The sequence below is a fragment of the Enterococcus sp. 7F3_DIV0205 genome (assembly GCF_002141365.2).
Classification (GTDB): Bacteria; Bacillota; Bacilli; order Lactobacillales; family Enterococcaceae; genus Enterococcus_L; species Enterococcus_L palustris.
On sequence record NZ_CP147244.1, the window covers coordinates 3,643,966 to 3,661,556 of the forward strand.

Consider the following 17,591-nt stretch of genomic DNA (forward strand, 5'->3'; position numbering starts at 1 on the left):
AATGGATACAAAGAAAAAAATGTTAGAATTAATCAAGAAAAAACAAGGCGGCGGTCGCTCAAAACAAATGGAGACGCCTAAAAATGACCGTAAAAATATGCGTAAAGGTCCAAAGATCTATAATAAATAAGAATCACTTTTTTGATCGAAAATCTTTACTAAAAAATAAAGGGCTGGGGAATAACTTTTAGAGTTATATCCCAGCCTTTTAGAATTTAAATAGACGCTGATAAAAAGAAGTTAGGGGCTTGTTGTTCCATCCTCATACTTAAGGATTAATGTCATTTTATAGACTTTTCTTTGAAATGTATCCGTAATTGGCTATAATAAAATGTAGAAAATGAGGAATAGAATTCGTTCAAATTTACTATAAAAAGGGGAGAAAAAATTGAATCAAATAGATTATTACTGTATCGTTGTTTACCTGATTAGTTTACTGGGACTGGGAATGAGGGCTAAAAAAAACAAAAAAGCTTTCTTTAGTCCGTTATTTTTTATCTGGACAGGTACTTATTTTTTTATATACACATTTCTTCTAGAGGTAATGATAGGTACATATTATTTTCTTATACCACTCGCTTTTTTAGGACTCTTTTTGCTCGTTTATTCTTTAGAAAAGCGTTTACTGATCAATGGATTATTATTTAATTTATTTTTACTTAGTTTAGGAATTCTTATGTTGATTGTATATCTTGAAACTAGAGATCAATTGCTATTATTTCTTTTAGAAATTGTGGTGACTGGACTTACAATGCTACTATTTTTTGGCAGTTATGGACTGATTACTTTTTTATATTGGAATGCAATGGTTGTGTTTAAAAAAGAAAGCCATTCTCTTTCCAATTTATTGACTTTTCTATTAGCAGTGGGCCTAACAGCACTTTTAGGTTTTTATTCTTATTTTTCATTGTCACTTCCACTTTGGGGAGCAGCGTTATTTAGTAGCGTGCTGTTAGTGATTGGCTATTTTTTTATCGTCCTATATAATTTTTTAACAATTTCTATTCTTTATCAATACAATCAGCCTAAGTATCAGCAAGATTATATTATCGTATTAGGCTCTGGCTTAATTAATGGAAATCAAGTTCCCCCTCTATTAGGTAAAAGAATTGAAAAAGCAATCCAATTCTATCATGAACAGTTAAAACAAACTTCTAAGGCACCGCTTTTATTGATGTCTGGAGGACAAGGTACTGATGAATCCTTGCCGGAAAGCGAAGCCATGAAACTTTTTGCAATCGAAAAAGGAATTCCGGAAGCAGACATTTTGGTTGAAACAGAATCAAGAAATACGTTAGAGAATATGACTTTTTCTAAAAAAATTATGGATCAGCATTCTGACAATAAAGAGTACCAAGCTATTTTTTCAACGAATAATTATCACTTGTTTCGTGCTGGGATATTTGCTCGAATGGCACATTTAAAAGCCGATGGAATCGGTGCAAAAACTGCTTTTTATTTTTTACCTAACGCTTTTTTAAGAGAATTTATTGCTATAGTTATGATGAAAAAAAGAAGACACGTGATTGTAAGTGCCTTGATTATCAGCGGAATGATTGTTTTATCCTATTTATTGTATAGATATATGTGAGTTTACTGTTTTTTATTTATGGGATAGCTATTGAATAAACTATAGATTAATCGAAATGCCACTAAATCATAAAGGTGTTTTTCAAGAAGAAGCACAAGAGGTTCTCTATTTATATGAAACAATTAGAGACGAGGAACAAGGGACAGTTGTGGTGAAACATCAAGATCTTGAAGGCCGTCAATTAGCTGGAGAATCTAGAATGAGTGGTGTGCCTGGAAGTAATTATGAAACAAGTGCGCAACTGATCAATGGATATCGTGTCGTCCACACACCAGCTAATGCACTAGGAACGTTTGCATTGGAGGAACAAACGGTTATCTACCTATATGATTTGGAAGAACCAACAGAACCAATAGAACCAGAAGAACCAACAGAATCGGAGACACCAATAACGCCAAAAGAGCCGGAAGACTCAGAAAAACATTCAGAATCAACAGAGTCCATTGAACCCGATGAATCACATGGAAAAATAGGACGCACAGAACCTGAGCAATCAAAAGAATCAGGCAAGTCAACAAACACAACTGTGTCATCTAAGAAAGCTAATTTACCGCGAACTGGTGAGTTCTTAGATAGAAGCTTGAAATACAACGGAATCCTATTGATCATAATTTTAATGTGTATGGGAACAATCTCTAAATTCGAAAAGAGAAAGCACCGATAAATAATTGATACCTAAATTTATTCTTTATTATTATAAAAGGTAAAGGAAAAAGTGAATCGTGTAAAAGCTAATTAACTAGCCGATCGGCTAGTTAATTAGCTTTTTTATTTGATGTATAGTACTTCAAATCATCTTTTAATCGATCAAATCAGGCTGAGTTGTCAGCTAAGTATTCTATTTTTTGATCAACATTTTTTCTATAGAGTCTTATACAAAAAATCTAACCATAATCTGACCATAAAATTGTTAAGATACATTTGCTTACAAACAACAAGAGTAAAAATTGGAGGAAGCAATATGAGTTTTTTTAAAAGAGCATTGATCAGTATTTGGCAGAGAAAAGGACGAACCGCTTTATTTTTAGGTTTATTTCTTATTGTTTTTTTGCTGATTTTATCAGGTTTTGCTATCAAACAATCAGCTGAAAAGAGTAAAATAGACGCACGAAAACAATTAGGAGCTGAAGTTCGTTTAAAAAGAGATAACGATAAAATCAGAGAGGCTGTATTGAGCGGCAAATCAACCATTAAACCTCTTTCTAAAGAAACGATAGATCAGATCAGTCACTTGCCTCAAGTAAAAAGTGTGCTGATAAGTGGTGAAACAGGTGCAGCAAAAGGAGACTTACAATCTGTTGCACCAAGAGCAAGCAATGAAGAAAATAGTATAAATTCTAATATGGCAAATATGAGTCAAGGGCAAGAAGTTCCAGTTTTTAAAATACATGGGACGAATGATCTACTAAAAACAGCGGATTTTAAAAGCCATGATGCAAAATTAATAGAAGGAGAACCTATCACAGAAAAATCCTTATCAAATTCTGCAGTTGTGGAACAAACATTTGCTAAAAATAATCAATTGAAATTAGGAGATACATTTAAGATTCAAGGCTTTTCGATACAGGGAGAAGAAAAAGCTCAAGAATATAAAGTTAGCGGGATTTATAAAAGTGAAAAAGAAGTTTCCACGTTAGAACAAATGTATGAAATGGCTCAACCAGAAAATCAAATTTACGTGGATATTGATAGCTTTTTAAAAACAAGTAAGCAAGCAAATATCGATGATGCAATGTTCTATCTAAAAGATCCTTTGCAAGTAGGCGATTTTGTAAAAGATGCAGAAGCAAAATTACCAAGTGAAAGTAATTTCTTTAAATTAGATGCTTATACTGAACAGTACGAGCAAATGATTGGTCCACTTGAAAAAATGGCTGCTTTTAGTTCTATTATGATTAAAGTGATTGTGATCGCAGGCGGGCTGATTTTAACTTTCTTATCTTTATTATCCATTCGTGATAGAAAAAAAGAAGTAGGGATTTTACTTTCATTAGGGGAAACTAAAATGAAAGTCATCTTGCAGTTAGTAGCGGAAATTTTAATAATTGGGTTACTTTCCTTTGGTCTATCTTTAGTGATTGTTCAAGCAACAGGACAAACAATAACCAATAGTATGTTGTCAAAACAAGCTGAGCAAGTGGGACCTATTGTGCAACAAGATGATGACTATGGTCAAGAAAAAAATAAGAATTTAGAACCTATTGATAAGATGGAGCTACGAGTAAACGCAACCGTTGTATCACAAGCAGGAAGTTTAGGCTTTTTACTAATCATTATAACAACACTTGTACCAAGTGTCATGATTGCTAGAACAGATCCTAAAGAACTGTTTGTACAAAAAGAATAGAGGGAGAAGTAAAAATTATGAACTTGGAATTGAAAGATATCACCTATTCATACAAAGAAGGCATCCAAGAATACAAAGTGTTGGATACTATCAATTATACATTTGAAGCAGGAAATTTCTATACGATCATGGGACCATCTGGTGCTGGCAAGACGACATTATTATCAATTGCTTCTGGTTTAACGACACCTGTTGGAGGAAGTGTTAACTATCAAGGCGAAAATATCTATAACATGGGAATCACGAAATATCGAAAAAAATATACTTCTATTATATTTCAGTCCTATAATCTGATTCCTTATATGACCGCTTTTCAAAATGTTAAAGTAGGAATGGAAATAAAAAAACAGCATGTTAAAAACATCAATGAATATGTGGCAGATAAACTAAGGTCAGTGGGTATCACTAATGAATTGATGCACAAAAATGTAATGAAATTAAGTGGTGGACAACAGCAAAGAGTTGCAGTTGCAAGAGCATTATCAGCTGATTCGCCATTGATATTCGCTGATGAACCAACAGGGAATTTGGATCATGTGACTTCTAAAGGAATTATCGATATGTTAAAAGAGTTGGCCTTACTTGAGAAAAAGTGTGTAATCATGGTGACACATGATTTGGAAATAGCAAAACAAGCAGATATTAGTCTTATTTTAAAAGAAAACACTTTAAGTCTATTATAGTACTTACTTTTCATCTATAGACTAAAAAGTTATATATTATTCATAAACTCCTCAAAGTTTTATTGAAAAAATGTGTTAGTCTAAATTATACATGAGATTGTTGGAGGATTATGATATGCGTATACTTGTAGTTGAAGATGATATTTTATTAGGTGAAGGATTATGTATGGGGTTAAGGAAAAAGGGGTATGCCGTTGATAAAGCAATAGATGGTTTTCAAGCACTTGAAATGGTTGAAATAACGGAATATGATGTTATAATTTTAGATTTATCTTTGCCGAAAATGAGTGGTTGGGAAATTTTAGATATAATTCGGACCCAAAATATGGAGATACGGATTCTGATCCTGTCAGCCAAAAGTTTTGTTGAAGACAAAATAAAAGGACTTGATATGGGAGCTAATGATTATTTAACAAAACCTTTCGATTTTTTTGAATTGGAAGCAAGAATCCGAAATTTATTAAGACAAAAAATCAGCATAGAAGAATTGATCATCACATATGGACCAATCCATTTTGACTCTGCAAAAAGGGTTGTGAGAATAGAGGAAGTTCCCATAAAATTAACAAGAAAAGAATTTGGGATCTTAGAATACTTGATTAAAAATCCTGAACAAGTTTTTTCAGCTGAAAAGTTAATGGAGCATGTTTGGGATGGAGATGTCGATTTATTCTCCAATACATTTAAGTATCATATGTATTCATTAAGAAAAAAGATAGCGGCTATCAATCCAACAACAGCAGAGATGATTCAAACCGTTAGAGGTGTTGGATATTGCTTAGCTAGTACATCAATTGAGAGAGGATAGTAAGAACAATGAGCTTACAAAAACAAATCACTTTGTTGGTTAGTAGCCTCTTAGTAGGAATGTCGTTGATCATGTTGTTATTTTCCGTCTCAGGTGCCAATAAAAATTTCTCTCTTGAGCGATTAACGCATATTGCTCCTGAAATGGCTGACTCGAGTACTGAGGCTACTGTATCTGAGCTAACGCCCAAAGAAGGCAACGAACTAGGCGCCACATTGGCAAAAGCGAGAAAGGCTTTTTCATCAAAAATAATTTTAGTGTGGCTGATTGTTATCATTATAGGGACGATCATCACTTATAAGTTAGTCGGGAAGAGCCTAGGATCATTAGTGAATCTGCAAAAGACAATGCTTAATGTAAGCACTAGGAATATTGGAAAACAAATCGACATCAATCAAAAACAACCTCAAGAAGTAAAGGAGCTAAGTTTGAGTTTTAATGAGATGAGTGCAAGATTAGATGAATCATTTATTAAACAGAAGAATTTTGTGAATAATGCTGCTCATGAGTTAAAAACACCTTTAGCTGTGATTATTACTTACACTCAGTTACTTCAAATGAACTTAAACGAAAACGATTATGAAAGTAAAAAAATGACAGATGCAATCTTATCTAGCTGTGACAAGTTTTCGATTACGTTAGAGCAATTACTTATCCTGGCAAATGATAATCTTCTTCAATTGACTGATCAAATCAACATAGATGAGCTAATTCATGATGTGTTTATAGGATTAAAGACGCAAGCCACAGAAAAACAAATACATTTACAAAAGAAAAGCGCCAAAAATAGTCAGTTTAAAGGAAACCAAGCAATGTTAGCAGTAGCAGTAAAAAATCTAGTGGAGAATGCTATCAAATACGGTGATGAAGAATCATCTGTGACTGTTACAGTGAACACTTTTGGGAAAAATCTTATTGTTGAAGTTAGGAATAATGGGCAAGAAATTCTAGAAGAAGAATTAGAGAGTATTTTTGAACCTTTTTATCGAGGAAAGAAAATTAACAATCAAGCTATAGGAAATGGGTTAGGTTTAGCTTTAGTAAAAAAAATCATACAAAGCCATTCGGGAGAGGTCTCTTGTAGTATCCAAAGTAAAGCAGCGTGTTTTTGTTTTTCTATCCCGATTCAGAATGTTTAAGGACTAAATTATCATAGGAAATAAATCAGACAATTATTTAGTAAAGATTAAACCAAACACCCATGAGAGCGATAGCCCTTATGGGTGTTTGGTTTAACCACTAATTTTTTAAATCTATTGCTAAGGAGTTTGTTATAGTTTCTAGGATCGACCATCATCTACTCTTTTTTGGTAAACATCAATTTTATAATCAAGCATATCAATTCCCTCTTGAATGTGCTTCATTTCGCGTAAAGCAATCTCTTTTTGTTTCTTCAACAGATCCAACCGATTTTGATTAGTCGAATCCCCTTCATACCACCATGCTAGATATTGTTTTAAATCTTCGATCGTCATGCCAGTTTTTTTTAAATGCATAAAAAAATCGATCCATTCTTTATTGCGGTCGTCATAAATCCGAATATTATTCTGATCTCTTTTTACCGTGATCAGCCCTTCTTTTTCATAAAAACGTAGAGTATAAGGCGTAAGACCAGTCATTTTTGAAAATTCATGAATTTTGTAAGTCACCTTGATTCCCTCCCAAATTCTCATTATGTTTATTTTACCACTTAGAGTTCACTCTAGGTCAAACAAAAGAAAATAAAGCTTATTTGTTTGATTTTCACTTGACTTAGAGTGCACTAGAAGAGGTATTCTAAAAATAGTAATGAGAGAATCGATAAGGGAATTTTAACAAGATACTGAGTGATTAAGGATTTTTCTTTGTTGATTTTTCAAGCCATTTACATATCGTAATTTGGTAAGCTGCATTCAAAAGAAATTCGATCATCGCTTTCCCTCCTCTGATAATTGTTTTGATTTGATAAATTAACTATATCATGGGGGCAATCTAGAACATACTTACGCTATACAAAGAAAACGTACATTTATGAAAGGGTATAATATAGGAGGAAAGCAAATGGAGCATAGTAAAATGAAGAAAATATCAATTTTAGCGGTATCACTGGTTGTTGTATCTGGTGGAGCAATAGGGGCAAATATCCCAGAAATGGCTAAGACCTTTTCAAATATTCCATTGTCTTTGGTAGAAATGTTAACGACGATCCCAGCTTTATTTATTATTCCAGCTGTTTTATTAAGTACTACAGTTGCTAAGTTTTTAGGATATAAAAGGACTGTATTGATTGGTTTGGGGATTGTTTTAGTATCAGGTGTTATCCCAGCTTTGACCACTAATTTTTTGTTGATATTCATTTCTAGAGCTTGTTTTGGTTTTGGTGTTGGGCTGTTCAATTCTTTATTGGTTTCTTTGATCAGTTATTTTTATCAGGGAAGTGAACGAGCAGCAACAATTGGTTTTCAAAGCGCTTTTGAGGGAATTGGTGGTATGACATTGACCTTTACAGTAGGGCAGTTGTTAAAAATTAGTTGGCAAACTTCATTTTGGGTATATTTGATCGTTATCCCTATCTTTATTCTGTTTGCTTTATTCGTACCAAATGTTTCTGAACAAGATATTAGACAATCTCGTGTTATCGAAGAAATAAGTTATGAAACAACGGGAGAAAAACAGCAAGTGACAACAGTTAGTACTCTTGAATTTATGGGATATGTTATTTTATTGATAATGGTTGTCTGTATTTATATGTCGATCACAATCAAAGGGACGCTATTAATGACTTCTTTAGGATACGGTGATGCCACCGATGGGAGTAATATTATGTCGTTGATTGGTTTAGGAGCGATGGCTGCAGGATTTTCATTTGGTCCTATATTTAATATCACTCGTGAGAGGACACTGCCGATGGCCTTTTTGCTGATGAGTGGTGCCATGGTTTTAATTGGGTATTCCAATAGTGTTTTAGTAACTGGGATCGGTGCATTGATTTGTGGTTTTTCTTTTAGAACGTTTATTCCATACCTATTTAATAAAATCAATGATGGTTCGGCTCATCAGGCAGCATTTAGGACTTCGCTTCTTTTAGTCGGTTTTAATATAGGTTCAGCATTTTCACCATATGGAATTGCGTTGATAGATTCTCTGTCAGGATTTAATACGATACGGGGAACATTTTTTTCAGAGGCAATTATTTTGTTGGTATTGGCAGTCGTTGCAGGTGGCAATGGACTGATGAAAAATAGAAGAGTCTTTGAATAGTAGAGTGGATATTCTGAAAGGCTTTGTCTAATAGCTACTCTGTTCAAATCTAAGGGTGAGCCAAACTGTTTATTCATTTTGGCTCAATCTTTTTTTCTAAGCTAAATATTTTACGTATATAAAAGTGAAATTATTTCATACTTTTGTTTTATATGGTAATATTAAGGTGGTTTTATCTTATAAATAGTAAAAAATACATGCTTGTTGTAGGACGATAAGGACGAAATAGTTGTTTCATAGCATAAAGCAATCAGAAAGGAGTTCATAATGGTTAAAAGCAAAATAACAGATATACATATAAGTGATTATCGAACAAATCTTGACATGTCACTAGATGATCTTGCAAGCAAAGTAGGTGTCGCAAAACAAACAATTGCTAATCTGGAAAAAAATAAGCACAATCCCTCGTTGTTATTAATGTACGCTATTTCAGAAGAACTAGGAACAAACATTGAACAACTTGTTACGTTCGATAAATTGCCAAATGATTAAAATGAATATAAAAAGATCGATACATGTTCTGAAACGATGAACTAAAGTTTGTTTTGAAGTTAGTGGGGAGAAGTGCTATATTAAAAATAAATATGGAATGTTTGATATTGAAAAGTAGGAGATTACGAATGATAGAAACGAAAAGATTAATTCTTCGAAATATACAAGAAACCCAAACGGATCTAACAGCATTATACAAACTATTATCTGATGAAGAGGTAAATAAATATCTTCCGTGGTATCCATTAAAGACTATCGAGGACACTAAGAAATTTTACAAAGAATATATCGAATCTAACTACCAAAAATCAAATGGTTATTATTTTGTGATTTGCCTAAAAGAAGACAATGATCCAATTGGTTATATTGCAGTGAGTGGTAGTGAAAGCCATGATTTTGGATATGGTCTGCAGAAAAAGTATTGGGGAGATGGTTTGATTACAGAAGCAAGTGAAGCAGCGATCAATTTTTTGAAATCTCAGGGATGGACGTATATTACGGCTACACATGATATTCATAATGTTGGAAGTGGCAAAGTCATGAAGAAGCTTGGTATGCGCTACAACTATTCATACAAAGAACGATGGCAGCCTAAGGATATTGAGGTAACCTTTAGAATGTTTCAGTTAAATCTGGATGGTAATCAAGAAAGAGTTTACAAAGAGTATTGGGATAAATATCTTGAACATTTCGTGGAAAAAGTATAAAAGAACAATTTGGTAATTAGAAATAAAGATAGAATGAACCAGAAATAGGAAGTTCATTTTAGAATGCGGTTTGTTATTTGTATTAAATGTGCGCTTTTTTCTAGCTCTATTGTTTTATGGAAGCTGACAAATAAAAACAAACAGCTGCTTATCCTATGTTGGTAAAATGGTTGGGTTGGTTGTTTACTAAAAAGGAATAGCATCATGGATAAACAGCTGTTTGAAATAGTGGGCTCTGCATTCCCGCTATTTTTTACTTGAAAGTCAGATTCTGTCTTCCGCCAGTCAGAATCTGACTGCTACTAACGTACTGGAAATCAATCATTACTTTTGTTACTTAGTCTGGTAGATCTAGGAAATTATTTGTTTGCATGTTTATTTTTTTTAATCATTTATTTTGTACGCATTGACTCGGCAACTTTTTTAGACTAAATAGAAAAATATGGTGAATGAATGATTCCAGCAATGTCAGTTCGTAAACACCAAGCGATTAATATGAAAAAGTGTTAAGAAAAAAGGAGAACTTGATGTTTACTATTTATAAAAAGAGCGAAAAAAATACGGCATTGGTCACCAACCAATACCGTGCAAGAGTTCAACGAATAACCATCAACTATTTAAATTACTAAAAACTGTAAAAAACACTAGTATTTCTTACAAAAATTAGGTAAAATAAATAAGTCAATGTACATTGACTCAGGCAACTTGTATTGTCAGTTCTGGCTGACGATACAGGGCTCTGTGAGAGGATTTGCTGTCTTCTTACAGAGTGCCTGTTTATTTTGTTTTTCGCTCTAATTATCTAATAATCGATACAAAACTAAAAAATGGTATTAGTCAGCAACTAATACCATGAAGCGTTCGCTAAATAAATATGAACTAAACACATTGAATTTGCAAAAAAGACTAGTAATCTTTTCTTACTTTTAGTACAATGAGAATAGTCAATAAACTATTGACGAAGGCAACTTGTATTATTAGTTCTGGCTTATAATACAGGGCTCTGCGGGATGATTTGCTGTCCTCCTGCAGAGCGCCTTTTTTAATTTAATTTTGTAATATTATCTTAACTTAAAGATAGGAGTTTCGTCAATACGTTTTTTAAAATAGTAAAAAATAAACGGAGTGAGTAAAAAATAGGTTCAGTGTTATAAGCATGAGCGTATTTTTCTCTAAAGGAATTCTTAACCTTTTGTTCGCTTGTGTGAACAGTAACTAGAACTAGTTACATTTATTTTTTATTCTTGATAAATGTCAAGTAAAGGGAATAAAGAATAATCGATCCTAACAGCAAATAATATTTGTGTACAGTAAGATCAGCTTTTCCCAGATAGTTGAAATGCACAGGAATCTCACTTGGTAAAAATAAACAAATGAATAGAATAGAGCTAATAATTATCAAGAAAACAAATAGATCTTTTTTCATCAAAAGCACCTCTTTTAAATATAGATTGAATGACATAATGAATGGTATAAAATTGCAGAAAAGAGCATTATGAGAAATGAAATACCTAAAAGGATTGGAAACCATGGTAAGCCCAAAAAAAGTGTTAAAAAAAGCGGAAGTGAAACTAGAAACATACTAGTTATATTCGTGATGATCACAGGGCTACTTTGTTTGACTACAAACATTTCACTATCCCAGGTGTAATTTGGCCATTTTTTATTGAGAAAAATACCTAAGATTGCTGTGAACAGTGAAAAAACAATTGGAATACCCACCAAGGTGATTAATTGAATCCATGTCAAATGAATCCTTACTAGTATGGAAAAAACTGCTGGCATATAACCGACAAAATGGAGTGTCAAATTGACCGCAATTTTACTATCAACAATGGTTTTTATAGATGCAGGAGCACTTTGAATGATCCAACTGCTTTTCCCTTCCAAGGAAATAGAAGCTGCAGTAGTACAACTTAAAGAAAGCAGTCCAGCAATGAAAATAGGTGCGTACTGCCCAAGTAAAGACGTGCTGATGTCAATTCCTAAAAAGTGCGATATGCGTTGTGGACTAGTTAAAAGTAAAAAAAGACTAAAAATGAAAAGAAGTAAAACACCTAGACTTGTATTAAGAATATATATAGAAGAATAAAAAAAGCGACGTAGTTCCTTTTGATACAGTGAACGAAATTTACTTTGCTTTGTGTATATTATATTGCTTGCAGTGGGGCTTAATGAAGGTTTTGACATAAGTTCATTTATAGATACATATTTTTTTGAAACAAAATGAATAAATAAGACAAAGGCAAACATAGAAATCAAGATAAACCCGCAGATACTATAAACAAAATAAAAGGTATTCTGCGATAAAAAAAATTGTGCTAAAGGATATAACCCAGTTACTTGTTTTGCCAATAGTGCACCGATATTTTGAGCGCCAGTTTTTGTTTGCATACTAGAAAAACCGATGAAGCCAAAAAAGCATAAAATTAAAAAGGAAAATAATAGAGAAAACAAATTTCTTTTTTTGAAAAAAGCCGAAAATAAAACAACTAAAGCTCCAAGCGTTGCCGCAAAACACATTGGAATCAAAGGGATAAAAAGCATAGACATAAGATAAAAAAATAAAGCCAAGGGAGTCACATGGATAAGATTAAACCAAACGATACTACTTGGGAAAATAAAAATGATCGTAATCAGCAAGTTGATAAGGTACATAAATAGAAATTTGCTTCGGATAATATCATGATTCTTTATTGGGAAAGTAGATAATAGCTCAATATCTTTACTTGCAAATAAAATTCCATTTGAGCGAAAGACTGTCATGACCATCATAATAAAACTTGACATAGCCACCATATAAGCTGGAATCAGTTTTCCTTCCTTCATCTGAATCAAGGTTTTGGCAGTTTGAATATTATAAAAACAAAAAAATAGAATCAAAAGGAAAATGCCTAGAGCGCTGATCAATTTAGTTGTTTTGCCTTTTTTTATTTGAAACAGTTCGTTTAGCGAAAACGTATTGATGACTAAAATTTTAAGCAAAATCAGTGTGTTACGCATGTTCTTGGACCTCCATAAATAACGCTTCTAACGATTGATCACCAATGACTTCTTGTATCTTGCCAGTAATAATCAATTCTCCTTTTTTGATCACAGCGATTTTATTACATAACTTTTCTGCTACATCTAGTACATGAGTAGAAAAAAAGATTGCACCACCATTTGAGATTAATTCTTTCATAAGATTTTTCAAAACAAAAGTTGCTTTAGGATCAAGACCAACAAATGGTTCATCTAAAACCAGTAATTCAGGTGAATGAATAAAGGCTGCGATCAATGCAGTTCTTTGTTTCATTCCGTGAGAGTAAGAAGTAATCACTTGACCAAGATTAGGCAACATCTCAAATAATTCGCCATAATACTGTATCTTTTGTTTTCGTGACGATTCTGAAACCTCATATAAATCAGCAATAAAGTTAATATATTGAAAACCAGTTAAATGCTCATATAAATCAGGGTTATCTGGGATATAGGCCATCTTCTTTTTACAACCTATGGGGTCAGCTTTGATTGAGGTGCCATTTATAGTTATTTCTCCAGAATCAAAATCATGGATTCCAACAATAGACTTAATAGTTGTTGTTTTTCCCGCACCGTTTCCTCCAATAAATCCGAAAATATCACCAGCTTTAATTGTGAGATTTAGATTTGCTACAGCTTTCTTCTTATTTTCGTAGGTTTTTGTCAAATTTTTAATTGTTAACATATCGTGATTCTCCTTTTATCTAATATTGAGTTGGCTAGACTGACAAAGTGTCAGTCTAAGCTTTAAAATTACCCAACAACTCATTAGAATTGTTGGGGCTGTTTAATTAAAAATGGGTTTGCTAGACTGTAATACACGTTCTAAACACTCATGAAATGCATGTAAATAATTTTCGTGATCAGATGATTCTCTTATATCATTAGAGACAAAGACATAACCTGTCATCAGAAAAACAGCCGTTTCGAAAGGATGATTTACGTGAAAAACCTTTTCTTCGTTTCCTTGAACAATGATGTGTTCAAAAAATAAAGTAACATCTGTAACTAGTTTATGTGAAAAACGATCAGTTACATAGCGATTCTGTTCTAAGTCAACAGATTGCTGAAGGCTAACCATTTGTTCAGTAATACTTTCTGATTTGATCATTGTAGCTTCGATAAATTTTTGAGTTTTTTCGATGGCTAAATAATTTGTGTTATAAGTTATTTGCTTCAATTGTTTTAAAAGAGGCGTTGTCTGACGTTCGACTAAACAATAGAGTATATCTTCTTTATTTTTGAAATGATAATAAAGTAGTCCTCTAGAGATATTTAAGCGTTCTATAATATCTTGCGTAGTAGTTTTTAAGTAGCCTTTTTCCATAAACAGTTGACCTGCAACGTCCATAATTTCAGCCTTACGAATTTCGGGTTCTTTAACATCGCGCATGATGAGACCTCCTTGGAAGTAGTATAGAACTGTACTGACAAATTGTCAATCGTTTTTTGATTATCGTAATAACAAAAAAATCCCATCTTAACTAAGATGGGATCAATTCTTATTTTATCTTTGGGGAAGATAATTAAGTAACTCTCTATGTCTAAATAATAATAGATTTGAACCAATTTCGCTACTTCAATAAATTCTCATCGATAAAACTTTTTTGAATAAAGGGCGTTTTATAGAGCTTATTCTCGCCAAAATTTTGTATAATCAATTTTCTCTTGAATGTTGTAATCAATGATTTTTTTCAGCAAGGAATAGTCGATAGGCTGATCCCAAGTGATTTTAATGATGTTATCTGTATGTTGGTACCCTGATTTTTCAATATCCTCTTTGAATGTTGAGATCGTGACAGTTTCTGGCGCAATTGAAAGGTGCTTTTTAGAAGTGCTATATGCGATGATAAAAGTCCCGTGATCGGTAAACATAGGCTGGTTCCATTTGATGACAACGCTAAATTGTGGGTAAGTTTTTATAGTCCAATCAAAAAGTTCTTCCAATCTTTCCCGATGATCAGGTTCACTAATTTTTGAAAGAAAATCATTTAGATCTTTCATCTTTTTCTCCTCTTTTCTTTCTCGTTATTGTTTTCTTTATTATAATATAAGAGTGACGAGGAAGGAAACATTTGCCTTAAGTAAAAGTAGTAGATTAGGTAGGAGGGATTTTATATGGTAACGTACATTGCTTTATTACGCGGCGTTAATGTCGGCGGGAAAAATCGAGTGGTTATGGCAACCTTAAAAGAGCGCTTTGAACAGCATGGATTTACAAATGTGAGTACTTATTTGAATAGTGGAAATGCCATTTTTTCTAGCGAAGAGACCGATGATTTACAACTGAAAGAGGATTGCGAAAAGCTAATAAAATCAGAGTTTGAGCTTGATATAACAGTTACGATTGTACGAGGAACTGACTTGTTAGCAGCGCTAGAACAGATGCCAGAATGGTGGAATACAGATAAAGAATCAAAACACAATGTCATTTTTGTGATCCCACCAACGACAACTGAAGAAGTGATCGCATCTGTTGGTGAAGCTAAAGCAGAATATGAAAAAGTAGCCCACCATGAAAGAGTTATTTTCTGGTCAGCACCAATCAAAACATTTTCCAGAAGCCGTTGGTCAAAAATCGTTGGAACTAAGATGTATAGCCGAATTACAATCAGAAACGCTAACACTGTAAATAAGCTGGCGGAGCTGGTGCAAAAAAATAATTGAAACAAATGCTTGTCTTGGAGGTACCTCCAAGGTTTATACTTTCCTTGTTGATCGATCAAACAACAAAAAGAGAGGAAGGATAAGTATGAGTAAAAAGGTATGGTTGATAACAGGAGGTTCAAAAGGGTTAGGATTGGATTTGACGAAAGCATTACTTCATAATGGACATCAAGTTGTCACAACGAGCAGAGATAAAGAAACATTGATTCAAAAAGTGGGTTCAGAAAGTGCCTCGTTTTTACCAGTTAGTTTGTCTTTGACAGATGAAAAAGATATCAAACGAGTGGTGGAATCAGCAGTAGAAAAATTTGGTAGAATCGATGTGTTGGTGAATAATGCAGGATATATGGTAGCAGGTGCTGTAGAAGATTTAACTGATCAGGAAGTAAGAATGTGTTTTGATATCAATGTATTCGGCACGCTAAATATGATGAGAGCTGTTATGCCCGTCATGAGACAGCAAGAAACTGGCTATATTCTCAATACTTCATCGATCTCAGGACTTTATGCAGGCGCATTTGAGTCAACTTATGCAGGAACTAAGTTTGCTATTAATGGAATTACGCAGGCATTTGCCGATGAAGTCAAGCCTTTTGGCATTCATGTCATCAACGTTGCACCGGGATATTTACGGACAGAGTTTTTGTCAGAAGATTCCTATATGATGTCTCAAAAAATCAGTGATCCCTATAAAAAATCAGTAGAGGAACGTCTAGGGTTCGTTGCAGCAATGAATGGCAATCAAGCAGGAGATCCTAAGAAAGTCGCAGCGTTATACATGGAAATCGTTGAAATGGACGAACCGCCTTTAGAATTAATGGTCGGCAGTGATGCTTACGAAGTGGCATTAAATCGCTCGAACGAGAAAATCTTAATGACAGAAAAATATAAAAAATTATCGGAGTCAGTAGATTATATAAAAAAAGAGGAAGCTAAATGACTATCAAAGAAATGGCAGAACTCGTAGGTGTTTCTGCTGATACATTAAGGTATTATGAAAGAATTGGTGTGATACCTACAGTCACTAGAACAATTCATGGCGTTCGAGATTATGATGCAGTTCATCTTGAATGGATCCAGTCGATCTTAAAGTTAAAAGCATCTGGTATGACGTTGGAGATGATCATTGAGTATGTACGTCTCGCAAATCTAGGTGAAAGCACGATTGAAGCTAGGAAAAATTTGCTTGAAGAAGAACAGGAACGAATCACAGCAAAAATCGAAGAACTTCAGGAAAGATTAACTACAATAAATATAAAAATTGAAGATTACTACGAAGATCTATTGCCTAAAACAACAACAATGATTGATAAAATGAATCGTGAATAGAGAATGATACAATAAGTTAGTTCAATAAAAAACACCAAATAAGGTTATAACAAAAGTTGTTAAAAATTTAGTAATAGAATAAAAAAACCGTACAGTGCTTTTTCTGCATTGCACGGTTTTTTGTGGATTTTCGAGGAGTTTTTTCTAGCCACCTTCTCTTGCTATATTGAATCTTACCCATTTTATGCTTATAATGAATATTACATTAAAAAGATGGAAATGTGTTGGGGGAAAAGAAAATGTGGCAGTTTATAAAAAATAATCTATTTATGATCAAACGAGATGGTTTGTTGTATAATATGAAACCTAGAAATACGTTTTTTCTAACTTTATTTCTAGGTGCAACGGGGATTCCTAGAATATTAAACAGAGATTTCATTTCTGGTGGTATTTTACTCTTTTTATTTATTTTTGTCTTTAGCAATTGGGATTCCGATATAATTATCATGATTGGTTTGTTTGAAGCTGTTACAAGCCTGTTTTATAGAGAGCCAGAACCAAAAAAGCAAGCTGTTGAGGATAAGCATAAGGTCACCCGATCTGCGGTGACAAAAGAGGTTCAAAAAGAAACAGAAAATGAAACACTGAAGAAAACGATCAAAGTAGGAAATAAAATCTGTCATTTTTGCGGAGCACCAATGCCTTCAAATGAAACAGTTTGTTCTTATTGTAGAATGGAAAGTACACAGTAGAAAGTTGAGAA

At 33.3% G+C, this 17,591-nt stretch carries 19 protein-coding genes; 14 read left to right on the forward strand and 5 right to left on the reverse strand.

Features of this window, described 5'->3' with window-relative positions:
- Window position 1 precedes the first annotated feature (1 nt).
- The 7 genes from A5821_RS16980 to A5821_RS17010 all read left to right on the forward strand — a co-directional run bounded on the left by A5821_RS16980 (window position 2) and on the right by A5821_RS17010 (window position 6,568).
- Window positions 2-130, forward strand: a complete 129-nt coding sequence (locus tag A5821_RS16980) for a hypothetical protein (RefSeq protein WP_010773187.1) — start codon at window positions 2-4, stop codon at window positions 128-130.
- A 318-nt stretch (window positions 131-448) separates the two neighbouring features.
- Complete coding sequence (locus A5821_RS16985; protein WP_086314271.1) at window positions 449-1,591, forward strand: YdcF family protein; 1,143 nt, start codon at window positions 449-451, stop codon at window positions 1,589-1,591.
- Between the two features lie 55 nt (window positions 1,592-1,646).
- On the forward strand, window positions 1,647-2,255 hold the full coding sequence (locus A5821_RS16990) for a MucBP domain-containing protein (RefSeq protein WP_086312132.1): 609 nt from the start codon (window positions 1,647-1,649) through the stop codon (window positions 2,253-2,255).
- Window positions 2,256-2,552: 297 nt separating this feature from the next.
- Window positions 2,553-3,938, forward strand: coding sequence for an ABC transporter permease (locus A5821_RS16995; RefSeq protein WP_086312133.1), 1,386 nt, complete (start codon window positions 2,553-2,555; stop codon window positions 3,936-3,938).
- 17 nt (window positions 3,939-3,955) lie between these two features.
- A complete protein-coding gene (locus A5821_RS17000) occupies window positions 3,956-4,621 on the forward strand; it encodes an ABC transporter ATP-binding protein (protein ID WP_086312134.1) in 666 nt (221 codons plus the stop codon).
- Window positions 4,622-4,736: 115 nt separating this feature from the next.
- Window positions 4,737-5,429, forward strand: a complete 693-nt coding sequence (locus A5821_RS17005) for a response regulator transcription factor (RefSeq protein WP_086312135.1) — start codon at window positions 4,737-4,739, stop codon at window positions 5,427-5,429.
- An 8-nt stretch (window positions 5,430-5,437) separates the two neighbouring features.
- The gene (locus A5821_RS17010; RefSeq protein ID WP_086312136.1) at window positions 5,438-6,568 is read left to right on the forward strand and encodes a sensor histidine kinase; all 1,131 of its coding nucleotides are present in this window, start codon (window positions 5,438-5,440) and stop codon (window positions 6,566-6,568) included.
- Between the two features lie 141 nt (window positions 6,569-6,709).
- Here the strand turns inward: A5821_RS17010 and A5821_RS17015 are convergent, their stop codons facing one another.
- Window positions 6,710-7,078 (reverse strand): MerR family transcriptional regulator, encoded by a 369-nt coding sequence (locus A5821_RS17015; protein ID WP_086312137.1) that lies wholly within the window; start codon window positions 7,076-7,078, stop codon window positions 6,710-6,712.
- A 391-nt stretch (window positions 7,079-7,469) separates the two neighbouring features.
- Here A5821_RS17015 and A5821_RS17020 point away from each other — a divergent pair, with 391 nt between their 5' ends.
- The 3 genes from A5821_RS17020 to A5821_RS17030 all read left to right on the forward strand — a co-directional run bounded on the left by A5821_RS17020 (window position 7,470) and on the right by A5821_RS17030 (window position 9,868).
- Window positions 7,470-8,669: an MFS transporter gene (locus A5821_RS17020; RefSeq protein WP_086312138.1), complete on the forward strand. Its 1,200-nt coding sequence runs from the start codon at window positions 7,470-7,472 to the stop codon at window positions 8,667-8,669.
- A 267-nt stretch (window positions 8,670-8,936) separates the two neighbouring features.
- Window positions 8,937-9,161, forward strand: a complete 225-nt coding sequence (locus A5821_RS17025; protein ID WP_086312139.1) for a helix-turn-helix transcriptional regulator — start codon at window positions 8,937-8,939, stop codon at window positions 9,159-9,161.
- A gap of 128 nt (window positions 9,162-9,289) precedes the next feature.
- Window positions 9,290-9,868, forward strand: a complete 579-nt coding sequence (locus tag A5821_RS17030; protein ID WP_086312140.1) for a GNAT family N-acetyltransferase — start codon at window positions 9,290-9,292, stop codon at window positions 9,866-9,868.
- A gap of 1,440 nt (window positions 9,869-11,308) precedes the next feature.
- Here the strand turns inward: A5821_RS17030 and A5821_RS17035 are convergent.
- The 4 genes from A5821_RS17035 to A5821_RS17050 form a co-directional block, all read right to left on the reverse strand.
- Complete coding sequence (locus tag A5821_RS17035; protein ID WP_086312142.1) at window positions 11,309-12,871, reverse strand: hypothetical protein; 1,563 nt, start codon at window positions 12,869-12,871, stop codon at window positions 11,309-11,311.
- On the reverse strand, window positions 12,864-13,577 hold the full coding sequence (locus A5821_RS17040; RefSeq protein ID WP_086312143.1) for an ABC transporter ATP-binding protein: 714 nt from the start codon (window positions 13,575-13,577) through the stop codon (window positions 12,864-12,866). The genes A5821_RS17035 and A5821_RS17040 overlap by 8 nt, the downstream gene beginning before the upstream one ends.
- Before the next feature lie 102 nt (window positions 13,578-13,679).
- Window positions 13,680-14,285 carry a TetR/AcrR family transcriptional regulator gene (locus A5821_RS17045; RefSeq protein WP_086312144.1) on the reverse strand — a complete coding sequence of 202 codons (606 nt, stop codon included), beginning with the start codon at window positions 14,283-14,285 and terminating at the stop codon, window positions 13,680-13,682.
- A gap of 239 nt (window positions 14,286-14,524) precedes the next feature.
- The gene (locus A5821_RS17050) at window positions 14,525-14,896 is read right to left on the reverse strand and encodes an iron chaperone (RefSeq protein WP_086312145.1); all 372 of its coding nucleotides are present in this window, start codon (window positions 14,894-14,896) and stop codon (window positions 14,525-14,527) included.
- Between the two features lie 114 nt (window positions 14,897-15,010).
- Between A5821_RS17050 and A5821_RS17055 the strand changes: the two genes are divergently transcribed.
- The 4 genes from A5821_RS17055 to A5821_RS17070 all read left to right on the forward strand — a co-directional run bounded on the left by A5821_RS17055 (window position 15,011) and on the right by A5821_RS17070 (window position 17,580).
- Window positions 15,011-15,559, forward strand: coding sequence for a DUF1697 domain-containing protein (locus A5821_RS17055; protein WP_086312146.1), 549 nt, complete (start codon window positions 15,011-15,013; stop codon window positions 15,557-15,559).
- Between the two features lie 85 nt (window positions 15,560-15,644).
- A complete protein-coding gene (locus A5821_RS17060) occupies window positions 15,645-16,499 on the forward strand; it encodes an SDR family oxidoreductase (RefSeq protein WP_086312147.1) in 855 nt (284 codons plus the stop codon).
- Window positions 16,496-16,888: a MerR family transcriptional regulator gene (locus tag A5821_RS17065; protein ID WP_086312148.1), complete on the forward strand. Its 393-nt coding sequence runs from the start codon at window positions 16,496-16,498 to the stop codon at window positions 16,886-16,888. The genes A5821_RS17060 and A5821_RS17065 overlap by 4 nt, the downstream gene beginning before the upstream one ends.
- A 239-nt stretch (window positions 16,889-17,127) precedes the next feature.
- Entirely contained in the window at window positions 17,128-17,580 is a 453-nt protein-coding gene (locus A5821_RS17070) for a hypothetical protein (RefSeq protein WP_086312149.1), read from the forward strand.
- Window positions 17,581-17,591 lie beyond the last annotated feature (11 nt).

Bases quoted from the DNA above. Each gene is read 5' to 3' on its own strand.
- A5821_RS17055 (WP_086312146.1), top strand. From the start codon at position 15,011: ATGGTAACGTACATTGCTTTATTACGCGGCGTTAATGTCGGCGGGAAA.
- A5821_RS17045 (WP_086312144.1), bottom strand. From the start codon at position 14,285: ATGCGCGATGTTAAAGAACCCGAAATTCGTAAGGCTGAAATTATGGAC.
- A5821_RS17030 (WP_086312140.1), top strand. From the start codon at position 9,290: ATGATAGAAACGAAAAGATTAATTCTTCGAAATATACAAGAAACCCAA.
- A5821_RS17065 (WP_086312148.1), top strand. From the start codon at position 16,496: ATGACTATCAAAGAAATGGCAGAACTCGTAGGTGTTTCTGCTGATACA.
- A5821_RS17010 (WP_086312136.1), top strand. From the start codon at position 5,438: ATGAGCTTACAAAAACAAATCACTTTGTTGGTTAGTAGCCTCTTAGTA.
- A5821_RS17000 (WP_086312134.1), top strand. From the start codon at position 3,956: ATGAACTTGGAATTGAAAGATATCACCTATTCATACAAAGAAGGCATC.
- A5821_RS17070 (WP_086312149.1), top strand. From the start codon at position 17,128: ATGTGGCAGTTTATAAAAAATAATCTATTTATGATCAAACGAGATGGT.
- A5821_RS17060 (WP_086312147.1), top strand. From the start codon at position 15,645: ATGAGTAAAAAGGTATGGTTGATAACAGGAGGTTCAAAAGGGTTAGGA.
- A5821_RS16985 (WP_086314271.1), top strand. From the start codon at position 449: ATGAGGGCTAAAAAAAACAAAAAAGCTTTCTTTAGTCCGTTATTTTTT.
- A5821_RS17040 (WP_086312143.1), bottom strand. From the start codon at position 13,577: ATGTTAACAATTAAAAATTTGACAAAAACCTACGAAAATAAGAAGAAA.
- A5821_RS17005 (WP_086312135.1), top strand. From the start codon at position 4,737: ATGCGTATACTTGTAGTTGAAGATGATATTTTATTAGGTGAAGGATTA.
- A5821_RS17020 (WP_086312138.1), top strand. From the start codon at position 7,470: ATGGAGCATAGTAAAATGAAGAAAATATCAATTTTAGCGGTATCACTG.
- A5821_RS16995 (WP_086312133.1), top strand. From the start codon at position 2,553: ATGAGTTTTTTTAAAAGAGCATTGATCAGTATTTGGCAGAGAAAAGGA.
- A5821_RS17035 (WP_086312142.1), bottom strand. From the start codon at position 12,871: ATGCGTAACACACTGATTTTGCTTAAAATTTTAGTCATCAATACGTTT.
- A5821_RS17050 (WP_086312145.1), bottom strand. From the start codon at position 14,896: ATGAAAGATCTAAATGATTTTCTTTCAAAAATTAGTGAACCTGATCAT.
- A5821_RS16990 (WP_086312132.1), top strand. From the start codon at position 1,647: ATGCCACTAAATCATAAAGGTGTTTTTCAAGAAGAAGCACAAGAGGTT.
- A5821_RS17025 (WP_086312139.1), top strand. From the start codon at position 8,937: ATGGTTAAAAGCAAAATAACAGATATACATATAAGTGATTATCGAACA.
- A5821_RS16980 (WP_010773187.1), top strand. From the start codon at position 2: ATGGATACAAAGAAAAAAATGTTAGAATTAATCAAGAAAAAACAAGGC.